Below are 23,767 nucleotides of genomic sequence, written 5' to 3' on the forward strand. Positions count from 1 at the left end.
TGGGAAGGAAGTGGAGAGGTAAAAAGCTATAAGCGTTGCTTACATTTATTAAAAAGACTTGACATAATTCGTTTACAATAGTAAACTTATTTTGAGCATATTTGTTTACATCTGTAAACGACGAGGTGGAAAGGAAAATGAGCACAATAGAATTTAATACTTATATCACAGATGCAGAATGGGAAGTAATGCGTGTAGTTTGGGCAAATGATCGAGTAACTAGTAAAAAAGTCATCTCCGTATTGCAAGAAAAAATGGACTGGACACAATCCACTATCAAAACGATCTTAGGTCGATTAGTTGAAAAAGGCGTACTAAATACAGAGCAAGAAGGTAGAAAGTTTATTTACACTGCCAATATTGAAGAGAAAGAAGCCGTAAGGGATTATGCAGAAGATATTTTTAACCGTATTTGTAAAAAGAAAGTCGGAAATGTAATAGGAAACATCATTGAAGATCATGTCTTAAGCTTCGATGATATAGATCGATTAGAAAGAATATTAGAGATGAAAAAAGCTTTCGCAGTAGAAGAAGTGGATTGCAATTGTCCAGAAGGACAATGCGAGTGTCATTTACATCATCATTAAGAATAAGGAGGAATTTAAAATGAACAATAACAACAAACATTTATCCCACAGTCACCATAATCATGGCGACATGGATCATTCAAAACATGAGCACGTAAGCACGGAAGAACATGGAGACCATAAGGATCAACATCAAGAACATCATGCTGGGCATGATCACAGCGGACACAGTGGGCATGACCACCATCATCACGGTAACTTTAAGGAACTTTTCTTAAAATCATTGCCACTAGGAATCATTATTATGCTCTTATCCCCTATGGCTGGGTTTGACCTACCATTCCAGTTTACTTTTCCATATTCTGATATTGTAGTAGCTATTTTATCTACTATATTAATTATTTATGGTGGACGTCCATTCTATCAAGGGGCAGTTGACGAATTTAAACAAAAAGAACCTGGAATGATGGCTCTCGTTTCTTTAGGTTTAAGTGTTTCATATTTATATAGTATTTATACTGTAATAGCAAGCTACGTAACAAGTGAACAAATTATGGATTTTTTCTTTGAATTTGCTTCATTACTATTAATCATGTTATTAGGTCACTGGATTGAGATGAAAGCTATTGGAGAAGCAGGAGACGCACAAGCAGAATTGGCTAAGTTAGTGCCGAAAGATGCTCACGTTGTATTAGAAGACGATTCAATAGAAACACGACCAGTTGCTGACTTAAAGGTGGGTGATTTAATTCGTGTTCAAGCTGGAGAAAATGTGCCAGCAGACGGGATTATCGAGCGTGGCGAATCACGTTTAAATGAAGCTCTTTTGACTGGAGAATCAAAAGCAGTTAAAAAAGGTCCTGGCGATGAAGTAATCGGGGGCTCAACAAATGGAGAAGGGGTTCTTTATATTAAAGTGAATGAGACAGGTGATCAATCCTTCATCTCTCAAGTACAGACTTTAATTAGCCAAGCTCAAAGTCAGCCTTCCAGAGCAGAAAATATTGCTCAAAAGGTTGCAGGATGGCTCTTCTATATTGCTGTTATTGCCGCGCTAATTGCTTTTGTAGTATGGACGCTTATAGCGGATATCCCAACGGCAGTAAAATTTGCTATCACAACATTAGTTATAGCTTGTCCTCACGCTTTGGGTCTAGCTATTCCATTGGTCACCGCTCGTAGCACAAGCTTAGGGGCAAGTCGTGGCTTACTAGTAAAAGACCGAGAATCTTTAGAAATAGCTCAAGATGCAGATGTGATGATTTTAGATAAGACAGGTACTTTAACAACAGGTGAGTTTAAAGTATTAGACGTTGAACCTATTAATAACAAATATAATAAAGAGGAAATCATTGCCTTACTGGCAGGTATTGAAGGAGGATCTAGCCACCCTATTGCTCAATCAATTATAAGCTTCGCCGACCAAGAAGGTATAAGTCCAGTATCCTTTGATTCCATTGATGTAATTTCCGGTGCTGGCGTAGAAGGTAAAGCCAATGGGCACCAATACCAATTAATCAGTCAAAAAGCATACGGACGTAATCTAGATATGGATATTCCAAAAGGAGCAACCCTCAGTGTCTTAGTAGAAAACGATGATGCCATTGGTGCTGTAGCTTTGGGGGATGAATTAAAAGCAACCAGTAAAGAGTTAATAGAAGCTCTTAAAAATAACAATATAGAGCCAATTATGGCAACAGGTGATAATGAAAAAGCAGCTCAAGGCGCGGCAGAAGATTTAGAGATTGAATATAGATCAAATCAATCTCCACAAGACAAATATGAGTTAGTAAAAACACTTAAAGATGAAGGAAAAAAAGTTATCATGGTAGGTGACGGTGTTAATGATGCCCCTTCTCTTGCCTTAGCAGACGTTGGTATAGCTATAGGCGCTGGAACCCAAGTGGCATTGGATTCAGCTGATGTCATCTTGACTCAATCTGATCCAGGAGATATTGAATCATTCATTGAATTAGCACACAAAACAACTCGTAAAATGAAACAAAACCTCTTTTGGGGAGCCGGTTATAACTTTATAGCTATCCCTCTAGCTGCAGGAATTTTGGCACCTATTGGTATCACATTAAGCCCTGCATTAGGAGCAATCCTAATGTCTGTGTCAACAGTCATCGTCGCCATTAATGCTATTTTATTAAGTTTAGATCCAAAAAAATAACGGTTAACAGATCGAATGATTGAAACTCCTTAAAGTATCAATATACAATAGTATTACAGGAGAAAAAGAAATGTAAGTACTAGCTCTTTGTAAAATCGTGTTGGTAGAAGTAGACGATTTTTCTACCAACACGATTTTTAATTTATTATAGAACTGATTTCTTTTAAAATCCTAAAAGCCACCTATTTCGACAGTTTTATAGCTTGTTATTCTATTTTCTTGACAATAATACCACCTTCTCCACATGTGTCGTATCCTGAAATAACTTTAAAATATTTTTCTGTATCACTACTTAAATTTGTATTTTAGAGCTTTTTTTGTTTGATAAAAGTATTAAATTTTCTAAGCCTAATTTATTTAAAACAAAACTGCTATGAGTTGAAATAATTATTTGTCTAGATTCCTTATTACTATTTTCTTGTAGAATATCAATTAAATTATTCATGTTAGAATATGACAAATGGTTTTCTGGCTCTTCAATTAAAATTATTTTATCTTTATTTGTATTAATATTATTTAAAGCAAGCTCAGTTTTTAATAAGCATTGTAGCCCTCTACCAGCATTTGAATATGGAATACTATCAAATTCCGTTATCATACTTGATTCCCATTGACTTATATTCAATAATATCTCCAATATCACATTGAAAATACTCACAAATCTTTCCTAATGTTTCTAGACTTACATTTTCGTCTCTTCCCATTTTTGCTATTGTCTTGGGTGTTGTTGCGATTGCACATTGTAAGTCTGTTTTTTTCATATTTTTATCTATTAATAACTTCCATAATTTGTTATATGAAAATCCCATATCATTCTCCAATTCTATATTTTACCTTTCTAAATGTATAGATTAACTATCTAATTAGAGCATATAATACAGATTCCTTTCAATTATATGATTTACTGCGCTAAACTTAGCAAAAAAATAAAGGCAGTCCTAAGACTGCCGATATTTATCTCTCTGCACCTTTGCTATGGTCTTTCTTATTTAATTTAAGTTTGTCCTCTGCCTTAAAGCTATTTATTTGCAATAATATGGACTTTTTATCCTTGTCTTGCCCCTTACTTGTTCTTTTGCTTTTAATAGCTTAGAAGACAGAATACGAACATTTTTATGTTCCCTTTCATTGTTGCCAATATTAGTTTTTACTTCTCCGAAGATTTTAACAAAATCTCCTTGTTTAAGGTTCTCTAAATCTTTTGTCTTATCTCCATAGGCTGGATAATTACCAAGTAATATATTTAGATTTAAATCCACAAAGCAAAAAATAAAAATGAAGTAAATTCGAAGTAAGATTAATTTGAAAACTGGATAAACAAGATTAACAGATATTATATTAAAACAATATTTATCCGGTACTGGGACTGGGACGGGACTAAAAATCTGAAAACGTCCTATAATTAGTAAGATTTATTGGTACTATAAAAAATAGAACCAAGTATTTTGAATGGTTTGGGATATATCGGACGTTTGGAAAAGAAGAATGGGAATAGTAGCAAATTTTTCTAAAATGGCTGATTACAAACTATGTAGACAGTACAAAATGGTTACTGGTACTCAAATGGTACTGGAAGTAAAAAAGAATAAACTTAATAATAGTTCCAAATGGTTTATATTTGGAGAAAAAATTAGACCGTAGTTAAAAGCTGCGGTCTTTTTGCGTACATATTTTTATTTTAAAAATCTTAATTTTTAGGGTAAGATAACTTCCAATCTTTAAATTCCTCGTCTGTTATTTCATTGTTGTAATGTTTCGTCCTCATTTCATTCCATTCTATAAGAAAATTATTGAAGTCTACATCATTTGATAAAAGTCCAGTAATCTCTTCATCACTAAACGCTTTGTATGCCTTAATCCATTTGTATAGTTGTGAGTTAGAACCAAGTCCATATTTTTTAGAAAGATATTTCACTCCACCTTTGCCATCCGAATATTCTAAAACAACTTTTTTCTTGAATTCAAAACTATGTTTGGACATAAAAATACTGACCTCCCAATCGTTAGATTTTGGTTCAACTTTTTGGGGTCGGTACAATATACATTCCTTTTATTAAGAAAGAAATAAGATTCATAAGTTTGTAGAGGTGTCTATACGTACAGTTGTAGAAACTTATTTTATTTATATAATGTATATGTTTATATGGGGGTCAAATAATGAGCAATGAAATTATATTTACGATAAATGAAGTACTTAATGAAAAAAATATTAGCAAGAATTGGCTTGAAGAAAATGCTAATTTACAAAGAAGTCAATTAAACTCATATGCAAATAATAAAGTAAAACGAATAGATCTTGACGTATTAGCAAGAATTTGTATAGCGCTAAATGTCGAAGTTGGCGATCTTATTAAATTGCAAAGAAATAAGGGAGAATTTTAAATGGAATCAAAAGTAATAGTTATACCTGAAGGTAAGGTATGTGATTATATAGATGGAAAATTTAGAAAAGATACGCCAGAAGAATATGTACGTCAAACTATTGAAAAAAGACTAATAAACGAACATAAATATAATCGAGATCAAATAAGCATTGAATATACAGTTCAAATCGGTTCCGGTAAAAAGAGAGCAGACATAGTTATATTTCCTGAGGAAAAAGTTGATAAAATACAAGAAAATATAAAAATTATTATTGAATGTAAAAGTGAAAAAATTGAAGCTAGTAATTCTAAAGATGGGGTCGCTCAATTAAAATCATATATGTCAGCTTGTTCTAATGCAGAATGGGGCATGTGGACAAATAGTAAAGAAAAGTTTGTATTCAAAAAATATATAGATGATTCCGGATCCATACAATTTATGAACTACAATGACATTCCATCAGCTGATGGAAGCTTAGATGATATTAATAGACCTAAAAGAACAACTTTAAAAAACGCATCAGATGATAATTTGTTATTCACATTCAAAACATGTCATAACCATATTTATGTAAATGAAGGAATGCAAAAACAACCTGCTTTTTTTGAACTTTTAAAAGTTATTTTTTGTAAAATTGAAGATGAAAGAAACATTCCAAAACCATTAGAATTCTATGCAACAAGTGAAGAAAGATCTAATAGAGACGGTCAATTAACTGTTAAAAATAGGATAGAAAAAATATTTGAAAGAGTAAAAAAAGAGAAGAAAAATGCAAAAATCTTTGAAGCGAACGATGGAATAAATCTTCACCCAAGAACACTATCTTATATAGTAAGTGAATTACAAAAATATAGTTTATTGAATACAAGAATAGACATAAAGGGAAAAGCATATGAAGAAATAGTTGGTGCTAACCTCAGGGGCGATCGTGGTGAATTCTTCACACCTAGAAATGTAATGCAGATGGTTGTTGAAATGATTAATCCTACTATTGATGAGAAAGTTTTGGATTCATCTTGTGGAACGGGAGGATTTGTTGTAACTGCCATGACTCATGCTATGAAGCAATTAAAGTCAGAATTCACAAAAGATATTGGAAAAGATAAAGGAAACTGGAATGATTATGAAAAGAAAGCATTCCAAGATAAAATTTCTGATATGGCAAAAAATAACTATTTTGGATTTGATATTAATCCAGATTTAGTAAAAGCGACAAAGATGAACATGGTCATGAATAATGATGGCAGCGGAAATATTCTTCAAATAAATTCCCTCTTACCTCCTCATGAATGGACAGATGATTTTAAAACAAGATTATCGTCAGCTTTACAAATTGATAAAAAATCGATTATGAATCAATATGATATAGGATTTTTTGATGTAATTGTAACCAACCCACCATTTGGTAGTAAGATCCCAATAAAAGATCATGCTATATTATCTCAATTTGAGCTTGCCAGAATATGGAATCATAATAAAAAAACAGGTAAATGGACAATGACTGATAGGTATCAATCATCTGTTTCCCCTGAAATATTATTCATAGAAAGATGCTATCAATTTTTAAAACCAGGTGGAAGAATGGGCATAGTTCTTCCTGATGCTCTATTGGGTTCACCAGGTACTGGATATATAAGAGAGTGGCTAATTAAAAATACAAAGATTATTGCAAGTATCGATTTACACGAAGATACATTCCAACCAAGAAATGGTACTCAAACATCAGTATTAATCTTACAAAAGAAAACTAAAGAAGAAATATCCAAAGAAGAATCTACTGGACAAATGGCTGATTATAATATTTATATGGCAATAGTTGACAAAATTGGTCATGATAAAAGAGGAACCCCCCTTTTTAAAAGAGATAATGAAGGAAACGAGATAATGGTTCCTGAAAAACAAAACGTCTATAGATTAGATGAAACATCAGCAGGATATAAAACAGCCCAAATGGAAAGTAGAGAGAAAATTGTTGACGATCAAACAATTCTCATACCAGATATTTTTAGAAAATGGAAGATTAATGAGGGAATATCATGGTAAATTCGGCAGCTAAAAAATTAGAAAAAGAACTAATAGAAATAGTTGAAGTACCTAAGGAAGATATAAACTGGTCCAGTGTTTCATTGACCAGTATATTAAATAAGGGAAAAAGATTGGAAGCTTCAGTATTTGATGTCGAGTGTAAACATGCCAGAGATTTAGTTAAGAAATCAATATATGGATATACTGAAATTGATATAGATAAAGATTTAATTGATTGCTACACCAGACCTCGTTTCAAAAGAATATGGTTAGATAAATCTGAATATCCAATTTATCAACCTACATCTATGCTAGATATTTATCCCAAAAACGACGGTTATATATCGAAATTAACAGAAACAAATATTGAATCACTAAGAGTATTGGACGGGCAGATTTTAATAACTTGTAGTGGCACTATAGGAAAAGTGAGCTTTGTGTCAGAGACTTTAAATGGAAAAATTTTCTCTCATGATTTACTAAGAATTAGATTTAAAAATGATTACGATAATGGATACTTTTATACTTTTTTAAAAACAAACGTAGGAAACTCAATTCTCAAGTCAAATAAATATGGTTCTGTGATTAGCCATATAGAAGCTGAACACATAAATGAAGTATTACTACCTAAAGCTCCATTAAATTTAAAGAAAACAATTCATGATTTAATTCTACAATCATATGCCAAAAGAGATGAATCAAATAAACTTATTGATGAAGCAACTAAAATTATGATCGATGAGCTAGAATTACCTCCAATTGAAGAATTAAAGAAAGAAGCTTTTTCTTATAGTAAAGATATTAATTCCTTTTCTACAAAATTAAGTGATTTAGATGGAAGATTAGAGGGAAGCTATCATATTCCTGTGATAGATGTTATAGAAAAATATATGAGTAAACATGCCGATTTAAGGTATTTAGATGATAAAGCTTTAGTAAAAGATATTATTTTGCCTGGAAGATTCACTAGAATATATGTTACAAAAGAACATGGAGTTCCATTCATAGGAGGTAAAGATTTATTTCAACTAAAGTCAGAAACAGGAAAATACTTATCAAAAAAAGCTCATAAAAACAGGTTAGAAAAAGAATTGCTCATAAAAGAAAATTCAATTATATTACCATCAAGAGGTACATTAGGATCTGTAATGATGGCTATGTCTCATCAAATAGGAAAATATGCTATAAGTGACAATTTAATTCAAATGCAATGTGAAAAAGACTATGTAGGTTATATATATATTTTTTTAAATTCCATATATGGGGAAAAACTAATATATAGACAAAAATATGGTGGTGTTGTGAACGCTATAGAACCTATTCAACTGAAAAAAGTATCTGTACCATTTTTAAAAGATGTCAAAAAAATTGAACAAATAAATAATATTGCTTTTAAAGCGAATGAATTACGTTATCAAGCATATAAACAAGAACAAGAAGCTATTAACATCATGAATAAAGAGGTGTTAGGACTATAAATAGAGTAAAATAGTTATGTAAATATAAGGAGTTCAAGACTTTTACTAAAGAAACAGATTTTAAACACAGGAGGCAATTCTGTAGCATTGGGTGTCGCTCATTACACCAATGAAAGTACGATGTTACATGCAGGAATTACATTCGGCGGAAACAGCATGTTTAATATCGGACTTACCAAGAAGTTCGGACACAGTGACGAAGAAAAAATGATTCCGCAACGTTACAGAAGCGGTCCGATCAGTTCCGTATACGTTATGCAAGATGAAGTAAGTAAATTGAAAGCGGAAAATGAGCAACAGAAACAGGAAATTAAAGAACTTCGTGAAATGGTGATGGCACTGATGGGTGAAAAGAAAAAATAATTTCTTGTAAGTAATGAAAAGACTCCGAAGGAAAAAACTTCGGAGTCTTTTTATATTTTCCGATAAATAATATATTTGAATAAAAACGGTAATTGTTTGGTATATTTCCTATATAGTTTATATTTATTTACGATTTTACTTACATAATAAATATAAAATGATATGTAGGGTTCTATGGAGAACGGTATCAAATTTTAGACGTAAGATGTACGGTGTTTATTATGGGCGGAAAGAAATACGGGCTATCGGCGAATTAAAATTGATTTATATTTCATTAAAAATATCCCCTTTACCGGTTTGTCCGGTAAAGGGGGTATATATAAGAATGTCTTTCAGATTTTTTATTTTGTATTTTCAGTCACAAGACGTGGCGGAGTGTCTAAAAATGTCACTTCGGGATTTCTTTGTACCAACCAACCGGCTTGCCATTCATTTGGTAAGAGATAAACGGTTTTTTCTTTTCTGTCTCTGACAACCATGGCATTGTCGATTCCGGTAAGTTCTTCCGGTTTGACATCTTGCAGTGTCCAACGAGCAACCGTATAAGGAAGAGGCTCAATGTTGACTGTAACGGAATATTCATTTTCAAGTCGGTACTTCATTACTTCAAATTGCAACTGTCCGACAGCACCGATGATGAAACTTTCCATGACATAGGGTTGTGTATAGACTTGAATTGCACCTTCTTGCGCCAATTGAGATATTCCTCGCAAAAATTGCTTACGTTTCATACTGCTCGAGGGAGAAATTCTGGCGAAAAGTTCCGGTGGAAATACCGGGAAATCTATAAAAGTGACGGGATGTTTTTTTTCACAGATTGTATCTCCGACCCCAAGTTCTCCGGTATCGAATATACCTATAATATCTCCCGGATATGCTTTCTCTACAGTTGTTCTTTCAGTAGCAAGGAATTGTTGCGGTTGAGAAAGTCTGATCATCTTGCCGCTTTGACGATGAAGTACGGAAACACCCTTTTCAAAAATTCCCGAACATATTCGTATAAAAGCTATACGATCATGGTGCTTTGGATCCATGTTTGCCTGAATTTTGAAAACAAATGCTGAAAATTCGGGTGATGTAGGCAGTACTTTTCCTTCAGAAACTGTTCTCTCTTGAGGGGAGGGTGCCAATTCAAGGAACTTTTCCAAAAATGGTTGAACGCCGAAGTTTGTCATTGCCGAACCGAAAAACATCGGTGTCAATGTTCCGTTTTTTACCTTTTCCAAATCAAAAGGATCTCCGGCTTCATCGAGTAATTCCAAGTCATCTTTTAAAGATTGTAAAATTTCTTCGGAAATATTCGCTTTTATATTTTCATCATCTATTTTTCCTGAGATAACATTTAATTTTTTAGTGCCGTGAGCATTATCTTTTATAAAAATATGGCACATTTCATTTTCACGATCATAAATTCCGGTATAGCTTCCGTTTATTCCGATAGGCCAGTTCATAGGACAAGAACGAATGCCCAAAACTTCTTCGATGTCCGCCATAAGGTCAAAAGGATTTTTACCGAAATGGTCTATTTTGTTTACAAATGTAAAAATCGGTATTCCTCGATCGCTGCAGACCTTGAAAAGTTTCTTCGTTTGAGCTTCGACACCTTTTGCAACGTCAATGACCATGACGGCACTGTCTACCGCCATAAGTGTACGGTAGGTGTCTTCAGAGAAATCTGCGTGTCCCGGTGTGTCCAAAATATTTATGCGACACCCGTTGTAGTCGAATTGAAGGACTGAACTTGTAACGGAAATACCACGTTGTTTTTCTATTTCCATCCAGTCGGATACCGCATAACGGGAAGTTTTACGTGCTTTTACCGAGCCTGCCAAGTGTATAGCGCCCCCGTAAAGCAATAATTTTTCAGTTAATGTAGTTTTACCCGCATCCGGATGAGAGATGATGGCAAAAGTACGACGTCGTTTTATTTCTTCCAAATCTGTCATATTACACCTCTTGATAAATATCCTTTTTATTATAACATTACATACAATTTACGTCATTTAACATAAATTTCAACTAAGATTTGAATTCATGCCGATAATTGATTGAGGCCGCAAATTTGTATATGATTTTTTTGATTTTCGCATCGGAAATTAAAGTGTCTACATCCTTTTCGGAAGATATTATAATATTTTGCTTTTTTATGAAATGTTCAAAATCCTTTTTTAATTTTTGTATGGATTTTGAAGGTTCATATATATTTATATTTTTTTTGAAAGCCTTTTCGTACAGCATTTTGATTAATACGGGGCGGAAATAATATTCCATAAAGCAACGTTCAATCCAAAAATCAAATTCCGTATTTTTGAGTTTTTGTGTTGAAGGAAGTAATTTAAGATATAAAAAAACTCCGTCTTCCACGCCTTTCCAAAAATCTGCAAATGCAAAATTGTACATATTGTCTTCTTGCGATTTTATATAAGTGAAAGCATCTTCTTTTATAATACGTATTTTGTCTTTGTTCGGGAAATACGGAAGCATTTGTTCTTTGAACAAACGTATTACTTCTTCATTCATTTCAACAACCGTTACGGTATCTACATTTTCTTTCTCCGAAACCATGAAGGTATAATATCCCAAACCGAGTCCGTAAGTGATTACATTTCCATGTGCCTTTTCTATTTCTTTTTGCATTGAAAGTATTTCACTCATTACTATACTCATCCAGACTTTGTTGTTTTCAAGCAGTACCGGATAGGAGATTTTTTCTTTGAAAAATCCGGTTTTTATGTGTAAAAAAGGATTTTCGGTGTTGAATGAATTATTGTAAGATTGAAAAAATTCAAAAGGTAATGTTTCGTGTGTTTTGAGCAAGAGTGCATTTTTTATTTTTTTGTATATATGTATGTGTTTATTGTATGGATTGTCGGTTATATTTTTCTCATCACATATTTCGGTTTGAGAAATTATACCGGACATGATTTTTTCGTACATTTCTTCCGGTCCGATTAAATTTGTAAGCTCGGAATAGGGAAGAAATTCCTCAGGATAATTGTACAGATTTTCTATTGCATCATCTACGGTGTCGGAAAATCCTATTGACACTATTCCGTATTTCAGCGGATTTTGCTTGTTTAACGATTCAATCCATTGCATATCCGGATTTTCCACATAAAGTCCGCTTGAGATTTCATTCAACATAATGTCGTTTGTAATTTCTGCAAGAAGATATTTGTTCCATAAGTTTTGTATATGTTTTTTTATTTGCTCAGAGGGTTTAATATCCATAAAATCTCCGTTCTTTATAAAAAAAGGAATGAAAAATATCCATTCCTTGTATCATTCTGTATAGGTCAGTTTCAAATGTTTGCGTAAAAATTCAATCAGGTGAGGAACATTGAACGTTGAATTTTCTTTTTCCGCATTGTTCGGTATGAACACCGAAAGCCTTGACGGAAGTACCTCTATATTGATTGGAAATTCAGACCCTATTTCTCCGTCTATATTTGTTAAGAGTTCGGTATTTTCATCTTCTATTGAAATGTGCGCTTTTTTCACGTCTATTACTGTCATTGTGTCGGGACCGAATTGTTCACCCGTAATCAGTTTAGGCGCTTCTTTGAGTGTGTTTATCCATGAGAAGTCTTTAAAAAGTACAAGTTTTATTAAACCTTTATTACGATCTTTTGTAGGCATGAAGTTATGAAAACTTCCTGCCGAGTCCGTAAGCATTGCAGCTATAAGAGGCGATGAAATTTGTATTATCGTTCCGTTTTTCATTTCTATCCGAAATCTGTAGGACGGTTGTTTGTTTATAACTTGAAGTGCTTTCATAAAATAAGCCATCGAACCGAAAAGTGTTTTTTCTTTTATCGTTACTTTTCCGACAGTTTCTGCAATGAGTCCGGCGGCAACCACGTTTATGAAATAACGTTTGTTTATTTTGCCCACATCGATTTTTGTTTTTGTCGCATTTTTGAGCATGCGAATTGCACCTTTCGGGGAACGAGGTATATGCAATGCTCTTGCAAGATCGTTTACAGTTCCGAAAGGTACGAAACCGAATGTAGAGGTGCTGTTTTTTACCGGAACTATTCCGTTTATCGTTTCATTTATGGTTCCGTCTCCGCCCATGCAAATTATATCCTCATTGTTTTTTGCTGCTATGCGTGCAAAACGTGTAGCATCTTTTGTTTTTTTTGTAGTTTTTATTGTAATATTTTCATATTTTTCTTTTAAAACATCCGAAAGCATGGGTAAATAACGTGTCGAACGCCCTCTTCCCGCTGTGGGATTTACAATTACGGTACAATTTTTTTCCAATTTGTTCACCTTTATAATGTTAAAATATACACGCACTATTATAACAAAAAAAGTGTAACTGTTGAAATATTTAATCAATGTGTTTTTTAATAAAACAAAAGACAGGTAAATTTAATCACCTGTCTTTTTATTTTCGAATCATTCTTTCACTGAGTAATTTGAAAGGATTTTCAGTAGGAAAATCTTCACTGTCGTATAATAATCCTTTTCTGCTTTTGATAATCGTTCTGTTTGCGATTTCTTTTTCCAATACGATTCTTGCCGTATTTAAAAATGAAGTGCATTCAAAATTATGATTATCTTGTGAAATTTTACGTTCCAATACTGGGGCTTTCAATTTATGTTGGATACTGCGATAGTGCATCGATTTTTTACTTCCTTTTTCAGAACATGCACGTAGTAAAAGTTCTATTTTGTAGTTTTTACTTTTCAGTTCTTCCAATAATGAAAGCGTAAATTTTTCGTTGTTGAAATTTGTTTCATATATAAATGAACACCTTTTATCAATTACATATCTTAAAGAAAAATCTGCCAGTGCTTTACATGTTTTTTCAGAAAAATATGCTGTCGAGCAAGGAAAGTTTTTGTTGTCCGAACTTAAACGAAATCCGCAAAATTCGTCCGGAGAAATTCTGATTATTTTTCCTTTTTTTTCTTCAACGATAATTGAGGACATTCTGGATTTTCCCGATCCCGGTTGTCCTGCAATTATATAAACCGTAGGATTATTTTCTTTTATTTTTGTATAACGCTCCAAGTAGGGTACTACCTGTGTATTGAATAATGTATCCAATTCTTTGGGCGTGTATGAATCGTCGGTTACTGTGTCGACACGACAAAAGACTTGGTCGGTTATGTACTTTGTTTCAATTGCAAATGCTTCATTTAACATTGAAATTTGATTTTTATGTGACAATCCTGTCGCACGTCTTTGTTCCAACATTGAAGATTCATATACAGTCGACATTTTCAAACTGTGTATTCGTTCAAGATCGTCTTTTGAAACTTTGCAAATATTTCTTAAGCTCCAAAGAGTGTTATAAATTGTAGAGAAAATTTCTCTGTTCACATCTAATTGGATATAAGGCGGTGTATCTTCCGCTTCTTCGTACAATTCCTTTAAAGTCCGCTCGTCATACGGCATAACCTTACCACTTCCTTTTCATATAAAAATTATTAGCGTATCCATCATAGCAAAGATACGTTTTTTTGTCTATGTACGATGAAAATAATGTTTTTTATATTTTAAGCACCGTAAAAATTTTTGAAAAAAACGATGAAACGGCTGATAATCATGAGTATTTTAGCTTGTAAATTCATAACGATTTCATAAATTGCATAACATGGAAATATGCAGTGAAATATGGTAACATTGAATTAAATTTAAGGCTTTACATATAGTGTAAAAATGAGGAGAATAAATGTTTATTATTCCATATATTGCATTACTGATTGTATGCGTACTTTTTTTTATTGTATGTTATTTTTTGATATGCGGACATTCTCGTAAAAAGTCGAAGAAAGCTTGTGTAAAAAAGCGTAGTAAAAAGAGTTTTTCCGAAAGCGGATTTATACACGGTAAAAATACACATGAGGATGAGAAATTGATAGAGAAAGTCGCTCAAGACACTCTCGTTGTTCCGCCTCTTAAAAGAGCCGACAATAAAGACATTTTCGATTCATTTGAAAAGACGAAGGCTTTTTCACGTGATGAATTGAAAGGTAATTTGAAGTCTGCGGAAAAAGAAAGTTACAAAGAATTTGACAATGAACCTTCTCCGAACGTGGTAGGGAATATAAATGATGCTTCAAAACTTGAAACTTATTTCGTACGTCATTTCTTGAATCAGTACGGAGCCGTTTCAAAGACGGTAGAAAGCGATACGAAATTTATTACTCATGCTTTGATTTCTTCATTGAATATGACCGACAAAGAAGCATGCGATACTTTGATGCATTTAATGGTTCAAGAAGCGCTGCAGAATGCACAGAAAACTTATATAATGATGCCTTCGGAATGTATAAAAGGCATGGTTGTTGCGGCATTTTGCGATGTTGCACGTGGAAGTCGTACGGATACGAAAACGATTATTGCTTATGATGCGTTGAAATCAATGCCCCGTATGGAAGAAAATTCGTTCAAAGCACTTTCACTTCTTTTGATTTTCCATTATTCCGGAAGTTCCGAGATAACCGATTCCGCATCTATAAAGAGATATGCCGAAAAATACGTTTCACCTTTTATAAACGATTTACCGGATGTATACAGCGGATACCAACAGTTGGAATACTTGCATTGTATTTCACTTCAAAATAAAGACATTGCATTCGGTGAAGTGTTGCATAATTCTTATCCTCTCATATTTTCTTATCGCGGAGCGATGAAGAGCGAGTTGAAAGAATTATGGAATTTTGACGACAGTATTCTTGTGCCGAGTTTGTATAATTCGTACTATAAATTACCGGCATCCGATGACTCGCTGTTGGATGAATTTTTTGACAAAAACGGAATTTACGATGAAAAGATTAAACATCATATAAGAGCATTACTTCATTCAAGACCCGTTGCATATGACAGAAAAGAATTGAATCATATACTCGGAAAAATTTCAAATGATTTGAAATTGCTTCAGGAAGAATGGGATACAGGAATGCTTCGCCGTTCATCTCTGACTTTGATGGGTATGTACATAGCACATATTTACATACGTGAAGTGATCGGAGAAAATTTTGATATTTCACACTGGATTTGATTTATGAAGGGTTCGAGGAGGTTTTATGGGAATATTTGATATTATCGGGCCGGTTATGATAGGACCGTCAAGTTCTCATACTGCCGGTGCGGCAAGAATAGGTCGTATGGCAAGAGAAATTTTAGGCGAACCCGTTGTAAAAGCGAAAATAACACTTTACGGTTCTTTTTCAGATACCGGTAAAGGTCATGGTACGGATAAAGCTTTGGCTGCAGGCCTTATGGGATACTTACCCGAAAGTGAAGAAATTCGTGACGCATTACAAATTGCAAAAGACAAAGGCATAGATATGGAATTTGTATTTTCAAACGAAGAACCCGCACATCCGAATACGGCTTTTATACAAGCGCAAGGAAAGAGCGGACACGAATCGGACATTTTAGGTGTATCTTTAGGCGGAGGACGTATAAAAATTACTGAAATAGACGGTATTTCGGTAGAAATTACAGGTGAGGAATATACATTAATTACAAATCATTATGATGTACCGGGAATAGTTGCCGCCGTAAGTTTAAGATTGGCAAATCATAATATAAACATTTCAAACATGAGAGTTTTCAGAAAAAAGAAGGGACTTAATGCGGTTATGATTGTTCATACCGATCAGGAAGTTCCCGAATCTATGATTAAAGAACTGGTGGATTGTAATAAAAATATAAAACGTGTAATTTCTTTAGGGATAATTTAAGGAGAATTATATGAAAGGTTATTATTCGATTGCCGAGCTTATGAAGCAATCCGATATTGCAAAATGTTCTCCGGGAGAACTCAGTTGCAGAAATGAAGCGGAAAGTACCGGAAAAGAGTTCGATGTTGTATGGAACAGAATGAAAAGATTGATTCCGGTATTTAAAGACTCGATAAGAAAAGGCTTGGAAAGTACAAGTAAATCTGCAAGCGGCTTGGTAGGCGGAGATGCCGAAAAGTTGAAAAACGGAAAACTGAATTTTTTGAGTCCCATATGCAAGCGTGCTGCCGTATATGCAATAGCAACTGCAGAAGCGAATGCGAAAATGTTTCGTATAGTTGCTTGTCCTACTGCCGGTTCTTGCGGAATAGTTCCGTCAATACTTATGGCGGTAGGTGAAGAACTGAATTCCGATGAAGATGATTTGACACGTGCATTATTTACGGCAGGTGCCATAGGAAAAATTGTAGCCGAAAAAGCATGTATAGCTGGAGCTGTCGGAGGATGTCAGGCGGAATGCGGAACTGCAACTGCAATGGCGGCCGCTGCAGCAATTGATTTAATGCACGGAACGACAACACAAATGATGGATGCCATGGCATTGGCACTGAAAAATTTACTTGGACTTGTATGCGATCCGGTTGCGGGTCTTGTTGAAGTGCCATGTGTAAAACGTAACGGATTTCATGCAGTGCATGCACTTGTAGCAGTAGAAATGGCAATGTCCGGTATTCATAGTGTAATACCGGTTGATGAAGTTATTGCCGCTATGGATCAAATCGGAAAACTCATGCCGGTATCTTTAAGAGAAACAAGTCAAGCCGGTCTTGCAACAACAAAGACGGGAGAATGCATAAATAACAGATTGAGAAAAAAATAAGAGCAGAAATTTTTTGCTCTTTTTTTCTGTAAAAATACATGACGGAGAATATAAATGATGAACTCGAAAATTTTTAAAAAATTTAAGTACATAATAATATTGTTGCTGTGCGTACTTGCCTTATTCACACATTTTGCAACCGAAGCCACTCCCGGACTTCAAATGTCGGATATTCCTCCATATCAAGGAAGACCGTTTGTCGTTTTGAATAAAAACGTCCCCGATTTCAAAGAGTCGGATTATACTACGCAATCATTTGAAAAATACAGCAAACAAGACAAATTGGGAAGGTGCGGCGTTGCATTTGCAAATGTAGGAAAAGAAACAATGCCGAATAAGAAAAGAGAAAGCATAGGCTCCATAAAACCGAGCGGCTGGCAAATATCAAAGTATGAATTCATTGACGGTAAATATTTATATAACAGATGTCATCTTATCGGATACCAACTTACTGCGGAAAATGCAAACCCGAGAAATCTTATTACCGGAACAAGATACATGAACGTAAAGGGAATGCTTCCTTTTGAACAACGTGTTGCGATTTACGTGAAAAAAACGGGTAATCATGTACTTTACAGAGTTACACCGATATACGAAAAAGATAATTTGGTGGCAAACGGAGTACAAATGGAAGCCTACTCGGTGGAAGATAAAGGACGAGGAATAATATTCAACGTATTTGTATACAACGTACAACCGGGGGTATTGATAAATTATAAAGACGGTACAAATAAAAAAAGCGGATAGATAAAGACGTGTAAAAAATCAACATAAATGTTAAAATAATAAGTAAATTAAATTAAAAAATGTTGGAGGATGTATGAAAAAGTATCTTAAGATTGCTTTTTCCGATAAAGCGAGTGAGATTTTTGAAGCAACATTCAACAGAAGTATAATACCCATACATAAAACCGACTTTACAGATGTTGCGGCAATTATAATAACTACCGAAGAGCAAAATATATTGGAAAATAAAGACATACAAGCTTTCGGTATTCCCGTTTTTTTGATTTTGAAAAACAATGAAAAAATAACCGATTATGCACTCGGAAAAGTATTCAGTCTTATAAATTTAAAATCGGCAGACAAGAAATTTTATGTAAGACAAATAGAAAGTGCGGCAGATAAATACGAAGAAAGTATGTTACCGCCGTTCTTGGGTAAATTAATGAGATATGTGGAAAAAGGAAATTCCGCATTCGATTGTCCGGGGCATCAAGGCGGGGATTATTTCAAAAAACATCCTACAGGAAGATTGATGTATAATTTTTACGGAGAAAATACATTCCGTGCCGATCTTTGCAATGCGGATGTAGAATTAGGCGACCTTCTGATACACGAAGGGGCCGCACTTGAAGCGCAAAAACACGCTGCACGTGTATTTCATGCCGATAAAACATACTTTGTTTTAAACGGTACATCCGGTGCAAACAAAATTGTATTGAATGCACTTTTATCTCCGGGAGATTTGGTTTTATATGAAAGAAACAATCATAAATCCGTAAGTTTCGGAGCATTGATACAAGCGGGTGCAATTCCCATATATCTTGAAACGGCAAGAAATCCTTTCGGATCGATCGGAGGTATACTCGAACATTGCTTCAATGAAGAATACATAAGAAGTCTTATCAGAGAACGTGATCCAAAAAAAGCCGAAGAAGAACGTCCGATAAGACTTGCTGCCATACAATTGGGAAATTATGACGGATGCATTTACAATGCAAAACAAATTGTAGACAAAATAGGCCATCTGTGCGATTACATATTCTTTGATTCCGCATGGGTAGGATATGAACAGTTCATACCCATGATGAGAGATTGCAGTCCTCTTCTGTTGGACTTGAAACCTACAGACCCCGGAATTATAGTAAGTCAATCCGTCCATAAACAACAAGCCGGATTTTCAATGGCATCGCAAATACATAAAAAAGACTCACACATAAAAGGGCAAAAAAGATACTTACCGCATAAAAGACTGAACAGTTCATTCATGATTCACTCATCAACATCACCTTTTTACCAAATATTTGCATCACTTGATGTAAATGCAAAAATGCAAGAAGGGAAAGCCGGCAAAAAATTATGGATGGAATGCGTTGAAAATGCAATAGAAGCAAGAAAATCCATTATAAGAAACTGTCATTACGTAAGACCGATGGTTCCTCCGATAGTGCATAGGAAAAATTGGGAAGACGGAGATACAAAGAAAATGGCAAATGATATTGCATACTTTGCCTTTGAACCGGGCGGCAAATGGCACTCGTTTCATGGTTACGGCAAATGGCAATATTTTATAGATCCATGTAAACTGCAACTCTTGACACCCGGTATAGACATTGAAAGCGGAAAATATAAAAAATTTGGTATACCTGGAATAATATTGGCGGACTATCTTCGTGAAAACGGAATAATTCCCGAAAAATGCGATTTGAATGACATACTGTTTTTGATGACACCGGCAGAATCGAAAATAAAGTTGGATAATTTAATAACAAAACTTGTAAAATTTGAAGAACTTATAGATAACGATGCACCTATGGAAAAAGTATTGCCCACCATATTCTCAAAATACAGAGAAAGATATAGCGGATATACGATAAAACAATTGTGCAGTGAAATTCATGAATTTTACAAAGCTCGTATGGTAAATGTTCTGCAAAAAAGACTTTTCCTCAAAGAATACTTACCTGAATATGCAATGAGCCCGCAAGAAGCCAACTATGAATTGATACGAAATAATGGAGAAATTGTCGAAATAAACAAAGCGAAAGACAGAGTCGCTCTCGAAGGCTGTCTGCCATATCCTCCGGGTGTTATATGTGTACAACCGGGAGAAAGATGGTCTGAAACGGCGGTAGATTATTTCCGCTATTTGGCTGAAATAACAAACAGACTTCCGGGATTTTCACCCGAACATCAAGGTGTTTACTTGGAAAAAGGAAAAGACGGAAAAAAATCATTATATGTATATGTACTGAAAAAAGAATACGATAAGAAATTCAGTAAAAAATTTTAAAACTGTAAAATATAAAAAATAAAAGGTCGCTCAGGCGGCCTTTTGAAATCTATATAAAAAACAGACTATGTAAATATCGCACTTACAAAAGAATATTGTAAAAAATTTGAACTTTTGTTTCGGAAAAAGCAATTGTTACTTATTATTGTTTGGAATAGTTTACAGTCGATTTAATTGATTTATGTCTATATTTGATAAAGAATTGAAAAATACATTATTACCATAAGTAATTTTTATTATAACAGAATAATATATTATATAATCTATCAATTAAGCGGAAATTGTTGATATAGATAACTATAATGTTATAAAAAATACTTAATTAAAAATTAAGTATAAGACAGAAAAATAAAACGGTATTGAGAAAATATTTACGAAATAAAAAATATGTTATGCCGACTTTAAAAAAAAGAGAAACGTTGAAACAAGTTACAGCAAGTAAAGATTTAAAAAACTTATAAAATGAAAAACTCAAATTATATCGGATAAAATGAAATTTTTTTAATAAAATCTCAAGCTGAAAAGCGTAATATTTTTGAACTTGGAGGAATTTGAGCGTTCTTAAAATTGAAAATAAAAAATAAGGACGAACCTAATTAAATTGATAATATATATAACAAAGTAATTATATAAAATGTCCTATAAGTAAATAGCATACGTTTTCAATATTGGAATGAAAAACACTTATTTTGTATTATGATATTGAATAAAACGGGTATAAATTTCGTTTTATATTTATCACACAGTGAGCGCGCATTCTGTGGTAGAAACATTTCATTTTATAAATGTTATTGTTGGGAGGTCATTGATTTGAAGCAGTTTAAGATTGCATATTCAGAAAGAGCTTTAGAAGTTTTCGGTGCGGTATGCGGTCGTGAAGTTGTTGACATTAACGCAACAGACTTTACAGACGTAGCAGCAGTAGTTATTACTGACGCTGATGCTGATTTATTGACAAGTCATTCAAGCATCGCAGGATTCGACATTCCGGTATTCCTCATCAGAACAACATGTGAAAACGTATGTGACGAAGTAATCGGAAAAGTATTCCGTGTAATTGACTTGAAAGAAACGGACCGTGCTTTATTCGAACGTCAAATCGAAAGCGCAGCAGCAAAATATGAAGAAAACGTTTTACCGCCATTCTTCAAAGATCTTCAGAAATATGTTGAAAATGGTTATTCCCAGTTTGACTGCCCAGGACATCAGGGCGGTGCATTCTACCGTAAGCACCCGGCAGGACGTGCTTTATATGAATTCTTCGGCGAAAATACATTCAGAGCCGACCTCTGCAACGCAGACGTAGCAATGGGTGACTTGCTCATTCACGAAGGTCCGGCTTTCACTGCACAGAAACATGCAGCAGCTGTATACAACGCTGACAAGACATACTTCGTATTGAACGGTACATCAAGCTCCAACAAGGTTGTATTGAATGCAGCTTTGGCTCCAGGAGATCTCGTACTTTATGACAGAAACAACCACAAATCCATTGACCATGGTGCGTTGGTTATAGCAGGTGCAACTCCGGTATATCTGGAAACTGCTCGTAACGCATTCGGCTCCATCGGTGGTATTTTGGAACATTGCTTCGATGAAGAATACATTCGTAAGCTCATCGCTGAAAAGGATCCGGTAAAAGCTAAGGCTAAACGTCCGATTCGTATAGCAGTTATCCAGCTCGGCACATATGACGGCTGTATTTACAACGCTCGTCAGGTTGTTGACAAGATCGGTCACCTCTGTGATTACATTTTGTTCGACTCCGCTTGGGTAGGATATGAACAGTTCATTCCGATGATGAAGGACTGCAGCCCGTTGCTCCTCGATTTGGGACCGGAAGATCCGGGTATCTTCGTAACTCAGTCTGTTCACAAACAACAGGCAGGTTTCTCCATGACATCACAGGTTCACAAGAAGGACCGTCATATCAAGGGACAGGAAAGATACATTCCGCACAAACGTGTAAACAACGCATTCATGATGCATGCTTCCACATCCCCGTTGTACCAGCTCTTCGCAGCATTGGACGTAAACGCTAAGATGCACGAAGGCAAAGCAGGTAAAGCAATGTGGACAGAAGCTGTTAAGACAGTTATCGAAACACGTAAACAGGTATTACGTAACTGCCACTACATCCGTCCGCTCGTTCCGACCGAAGTTTACGGTAAGAAGTGGGAAGACGGCGACACCGAAAAGATGGCAAACGACATTAATTACTGGGCATTTGAACCTGGTGCTAAATGGCACGGATTTGAAGGCTACGGTAAAGGTCAGTACTTCATCGACCCGATGAAATTACAGTTTGTAACTTGCGGTATCGACATTGAAAACGGCGGATATGAAGAATTCGGTATCCCGGGCAACATTCTTGCAAATTACCTCCGTGATAACGGAATTATTCCGGAAAAATGTGACTTGAACGATATTCTGTTCCTTATGACTCCGGCAGAAGACAAGACAAAGATGGACGATCTCGTAGCTAAACTCGTTCGTTTCGAAAAATTGGTTGACGAAGATGCTCCGATGTCCGAAGTATTGCCGACAGTTTACAAGAACAATGAAGACAAGTACAGAGGATACACAATCCGTCAGATTTGTCAGGAAATGCATGACTTCTACAAAGACAGAAAAGTATTCACTTTGCAGAAACAGTTATTCTTGAAAGACTACTTCCCTGAATACGTAATGACACCACAAGTAGCACAGTATGAATTCATGCGTGCACACGGTGAATTGGTAGACTTGGAAGAAGCTGAAGGAAGAATCGCATTGGAAGGTGCTTTACCGTATCCGCCAGGAGTACTCTGTGTACACCCGGGTGAAAGATGGTCAAAGACCGCTTGTACATACTTCCTTGACTTAGTTGAAGGTATCAATATGTTGCCGGGATTCGCACCGGAAATTCAGGGCGTATACGTTCAGATGGGTGAAGACGGCAAGAAACACGCATACGGCTATGTATTGAAGAAAGAATTCGAAAAGAATTTCGTAAAATAATATAGCTTATGAAAACAGGTGAGAGAGAAATCTCTTACCTGTTTTTTTGTATAAATAATGTATAAATAAATATATAGAACAGTTAATCTAAAAAATTGCTTTCATTAACAAAAATAAAATACAACGGCAAAACATATTCTTAAAGATATGCAATATTTAATAAAGAAATGTATAAATAATTGATTTTACTATGAATAAATCATAATGGATACAAGATATAACATATCGCCG

At 34.6% G+C, this 23,767-nt stretch carries 19 protein-coding genes; 12 read left to right on the forward strand and 7 right to left on the reverse strand.

Features of this window, described 5'->3' with window-relative positions; translation table 11 throughout:
- Window positions 1-137 precede the first annotated feature (137 nt).
- Complete coding sequence (locus tag HMPREF9083_RS04865) at window positions 138-587, forward strand: CopY/TcrY family copper transport repressor (protein ID WP_007556285.1); 450 nt, start codon at window positions 138-140, stop codon at window positions 585-587.
- A gap of 19 nt (window positions 588-606) precedes the next feature.
- Complete coding sequence (locus HMPREF9083_RS04870) at window positions 607-2,703, forward strand: heavy metal translocating P-type ATPase (RefSeq protein WP_007556286.1); 2,097 nt, start codon at window positions 607-609, stop codon at window positions 2,701-2,703.
- Window positions 2,704-2,995: 292 nt separating this feature from the next.
- Here the strand turns inward: HMPREF9083_RS04870 and HMPREF9083_RS04875 are convergent, their stop codons facing one another.
- The 3 genes from HMPREF9083_RS04875 to HMPREF9083_RS04885 all read right to left on the reverse strand — a co-directional run bounded on the left by HMPREF9083_RS04875 (window position 2,996) and on the right by HMPREF9083_RS04885 (window position 4,684).
- Window positions 2,996-3,301 carry an AAA family ATPase gene (locus HMPREF9083_RS04875; RefSeq protein ID WP_007556287.1) on the reverse strand — a complete coding sequence of 102 codons (306 nt, stop codon included), beginning with the start codon at window positions 3,299-3,301 and terminating at the stop codon, window positions 2,996-2,998.
- Window positions 3,285-3,512, reverse strand: coding sequence for a helix-turn-helix domain-containing protein (locus tag HMPREF9083_RS04880; protein WP_007556288.1), 228 nt, complete (start codon window positions 3,510-3,512; stop codon window positions 3,285-3,287). Before HMPREF9083_RS04880 ends, HMPREF9083_RS04875 begins: the two co-directional genes overlap by 17 nt.
- An 878-nt stretch (window positions 3,513-4,390) precedes the next feature.
- Window positions 4,391-4,684: a helix-turn-helix domain-containing protein gene (locus HMPREF9083_RS04885; RefSeq protein ID WP_035062704.1), complete on the reverse strand. Its 294-nt coding sequence runs from the start codon at window positions 4,682-4,684 to the stop codon at window positions 4,391-4,393.
- A 176-nt stretch (window positions 4,685-4,860) separates the two neighbouring features.
- Between HMPREF9083_RS04885 and HMPREF9083_RS04890 the strand changes: the two genes are divergently transcribed.
- The 4 genes from HMPREF9083_RS04890 (at window position 4,861) to HMPREF9083_RS04905 (ending at window position 8,933) form a co-directional block, all read left to right on the forward strand.
- On the forward strand, window positions 4,861-5,085 hold the full coding sequence (locus HMPREF9083_RS04890; RefSeq protein WP_007556295.1) for a helix-turn-helix domain-containing protein: 225 nt from the start codon (window positions 4,861-4,863) through the stop codon (window positions 5,083-5,085).
- The gene (locus tag HMPREF9083_RS04895; RefSeq protein ID WP_007556296.1) at window positions 5,086-7,110 is read left to right on the forward strand and encodes a type I restriction-modification system subunit M; all 2,025 of its coding nucleotides are present in this window, start codon (window positions 5,086-5,088) and stop codon (window positions 7,108-7,110) included.
- Window positions 7,104-8,570: a restriction endonuclease subunit S gene (locus HMPREF9083_RS04900; protein ID WP_007556297.1), complete on the forward strand. Its 1,467-nt coding sequence runs from the start codon at window positions 7,104-7,106 to the stop codon at window positions 8,568-8,570. Before HMPREF9083_RS04895 ends, HMPREF9083_RS04900 begins: the two co-directional genes overlap by 7 nt.
- Before the next feature lie 87 nt (window positions 8,571-8,657).
- Window positions 8,658-8,933: a hypothetical protein gene (locus HMPREF9083_RS04905; RefSeq protein WP_035062705.1), complete on the forward strand. Its 276-nt coding sequence runs from the start codon at window positions 8,658-8,660 to the stop codon at window positions 8,931-8,933.
- Window positions 8,934-9,274: 341 nt separating this feature from the next.
- On the opposite strand, the gene HMPREF9083_RS04910 is transcribed toward HMPREF9083_RS04905, so the two are convergent.
- The 4 genes from HMPREF9083_RS04910 to HMPREF9083_RS04925 form a co-directional block, all read right to left on the reverse strand.
- Window positions 9,275-10,879 carry a peptide chain release factor 3 gene (locus HMPREF9083_RS04910; protein WP_007556299.1) on the reverse strand — a complete coding sequence of 535 codons (1,605 nt, stop codon included), beginning with the start codon at window positions 10,877-10,879 and terminating at the stop codon, window positions 9,275-9,277.
- A gap of 73 nt (window positions 10,880-10,952) precedes the next feature.
- On the reverse strand, window positions 10,953-12,164 hold the full coding sequence (locus HMPREF9083_RS06170; protein WP_007556300.1) for a hypothetical protein: 1,212 nt from the start codon (window positions 12,162-12,164) through the stop codon (window positions 10,953-10,955).
- A gap of 51 nt (window positions 12,165-12,215) precedes the next feature.
- Window positions 12,216-13,208 (reverse strand): diacylglycerol/lipid kinase family protein, encoded by a 993-nt coding sequence (locus tag HMPREF9083_RS04920; RefSeq protein WP_420864485.1) that lies wholly within the window; start codon window positions 13,206-13,208, stop codon window positions 12,216-12,218.
- A 118-nt stretch (window positions 13,209-13,326) separates the two neighbouring features.
- Window positions 13,327-14,343 carry a zeta toxin family protein gene (locus tag HMPREF9083_RS04925; RefSeq protein ID WP_007556302.1) on the reverse strand — a complete coding sequence of 339 codons (1,017 nt, stop codon included), beginning with the start codon at window positions 14,341-14,343 and terminating at the stop codon, window positions 13,327-13,329.
- Between the two features lie 277 nt (window positions 14,344-14,620).
- Here HMPREF9083_RS04925 and HMPREF9083_RS04930 point away from each other — a divergent pair, with 277 nt between their 5' ends.
- The 6 genes from HMPREF9083_RS04930 (at window position 14,621) to speF (ending at window position 23,536) form a co-directional block, all read left to right on the forward strand.
- Window positions 14,621-15,952 (forward strand): LPO_1073/Vpar_1526 family protein, encoded by a 1,332-nt coding sequence (locus HMPREF9083_RS04930; RefSeq protein WP_007556303.1) that lies wholly within the window; start codon window positions 14,621-14,623, stop codon window positions 15,950-15,952.
- Between the two features lie 25 nt (window positions 15,953-15,977).
- Window positions 15,978-16,640, forward strand: coding sequence for an L-serine ammonia-lyase, iron-sulfur-dependent subunit beta (gene sdaAB, locus HMPREF9083_RS04935; protein ID WP_007555038.1), 663 nt, complete (start codon window positions 15,978-15,980; stop codon window positions 16,638-16,640).
- Window positions 16,641-16,650: 10 nt separating this feature from the next.
- Complete coding sequence (gene sdaAA, locus HMPREF9083_RS04940) at window positions 16,651-17,520, forward strand: L-serine ammonia-lyase, iron-sulfur-dependent, subunit alpha (protein ID WP_007556304.1); 870 nt, start codon at window positions 16,651-16,653, stop codon at window positions 17,518-17,520.
- A gap of 54 nt (window positions 17,521-17,574) precedes the next feature.
- Window positions 17,575-18,267 carry a DNA/RNA non-specific endonuclease gene (locus HMPREF9083_RS04945; protein WP_007556305.1) on the forward strand — a complete coding sequence of 231 codons (693 nt, stop codon included), beginning with the start codon at window positions 17,575-17,577 and terminating at the stop codon, window positions 18,265-18,267.
- 73 nt (window positions 18,268-18,340) lie between these two features.
- Window positions 18,341-20,536, forward strand: coding sequence for an ornithine decarboxylase (gene speC, locus HMPREF9083_RS04950; protein ID WP_007556306.1), 2,196 nt, complete (start codon window positions 18,341-18,343; stop codon window positions 20,534-20,536).
- Window positions 20,537-21,346: 810 nt separating this feature from the next.
- Window positions 21,347-23,536, forward strand: a complete 2,190-nt coding sequence (gene speF / locus HMPREF9083_RS04955; RefSeq protein ID WP_035062708.1) for an ornithine decarboxylase SpeF — start codon at window positions 21,347-21,349, stop codon at window positions 23,534-23,536.
- Window positions 23,537-23,767: the final 231 nt, after the last annotated feature.

This window comes from Dialister micraerophilus DSM 19965 (assembly GCF_000194985.1).
In the GTDB taxonomy this organism is placed as follows: Bacteria; Bacillota; Negativicutes; order Veillonellales; family Dialisteraceae; genus Dialister; species Dialister micraerophilus.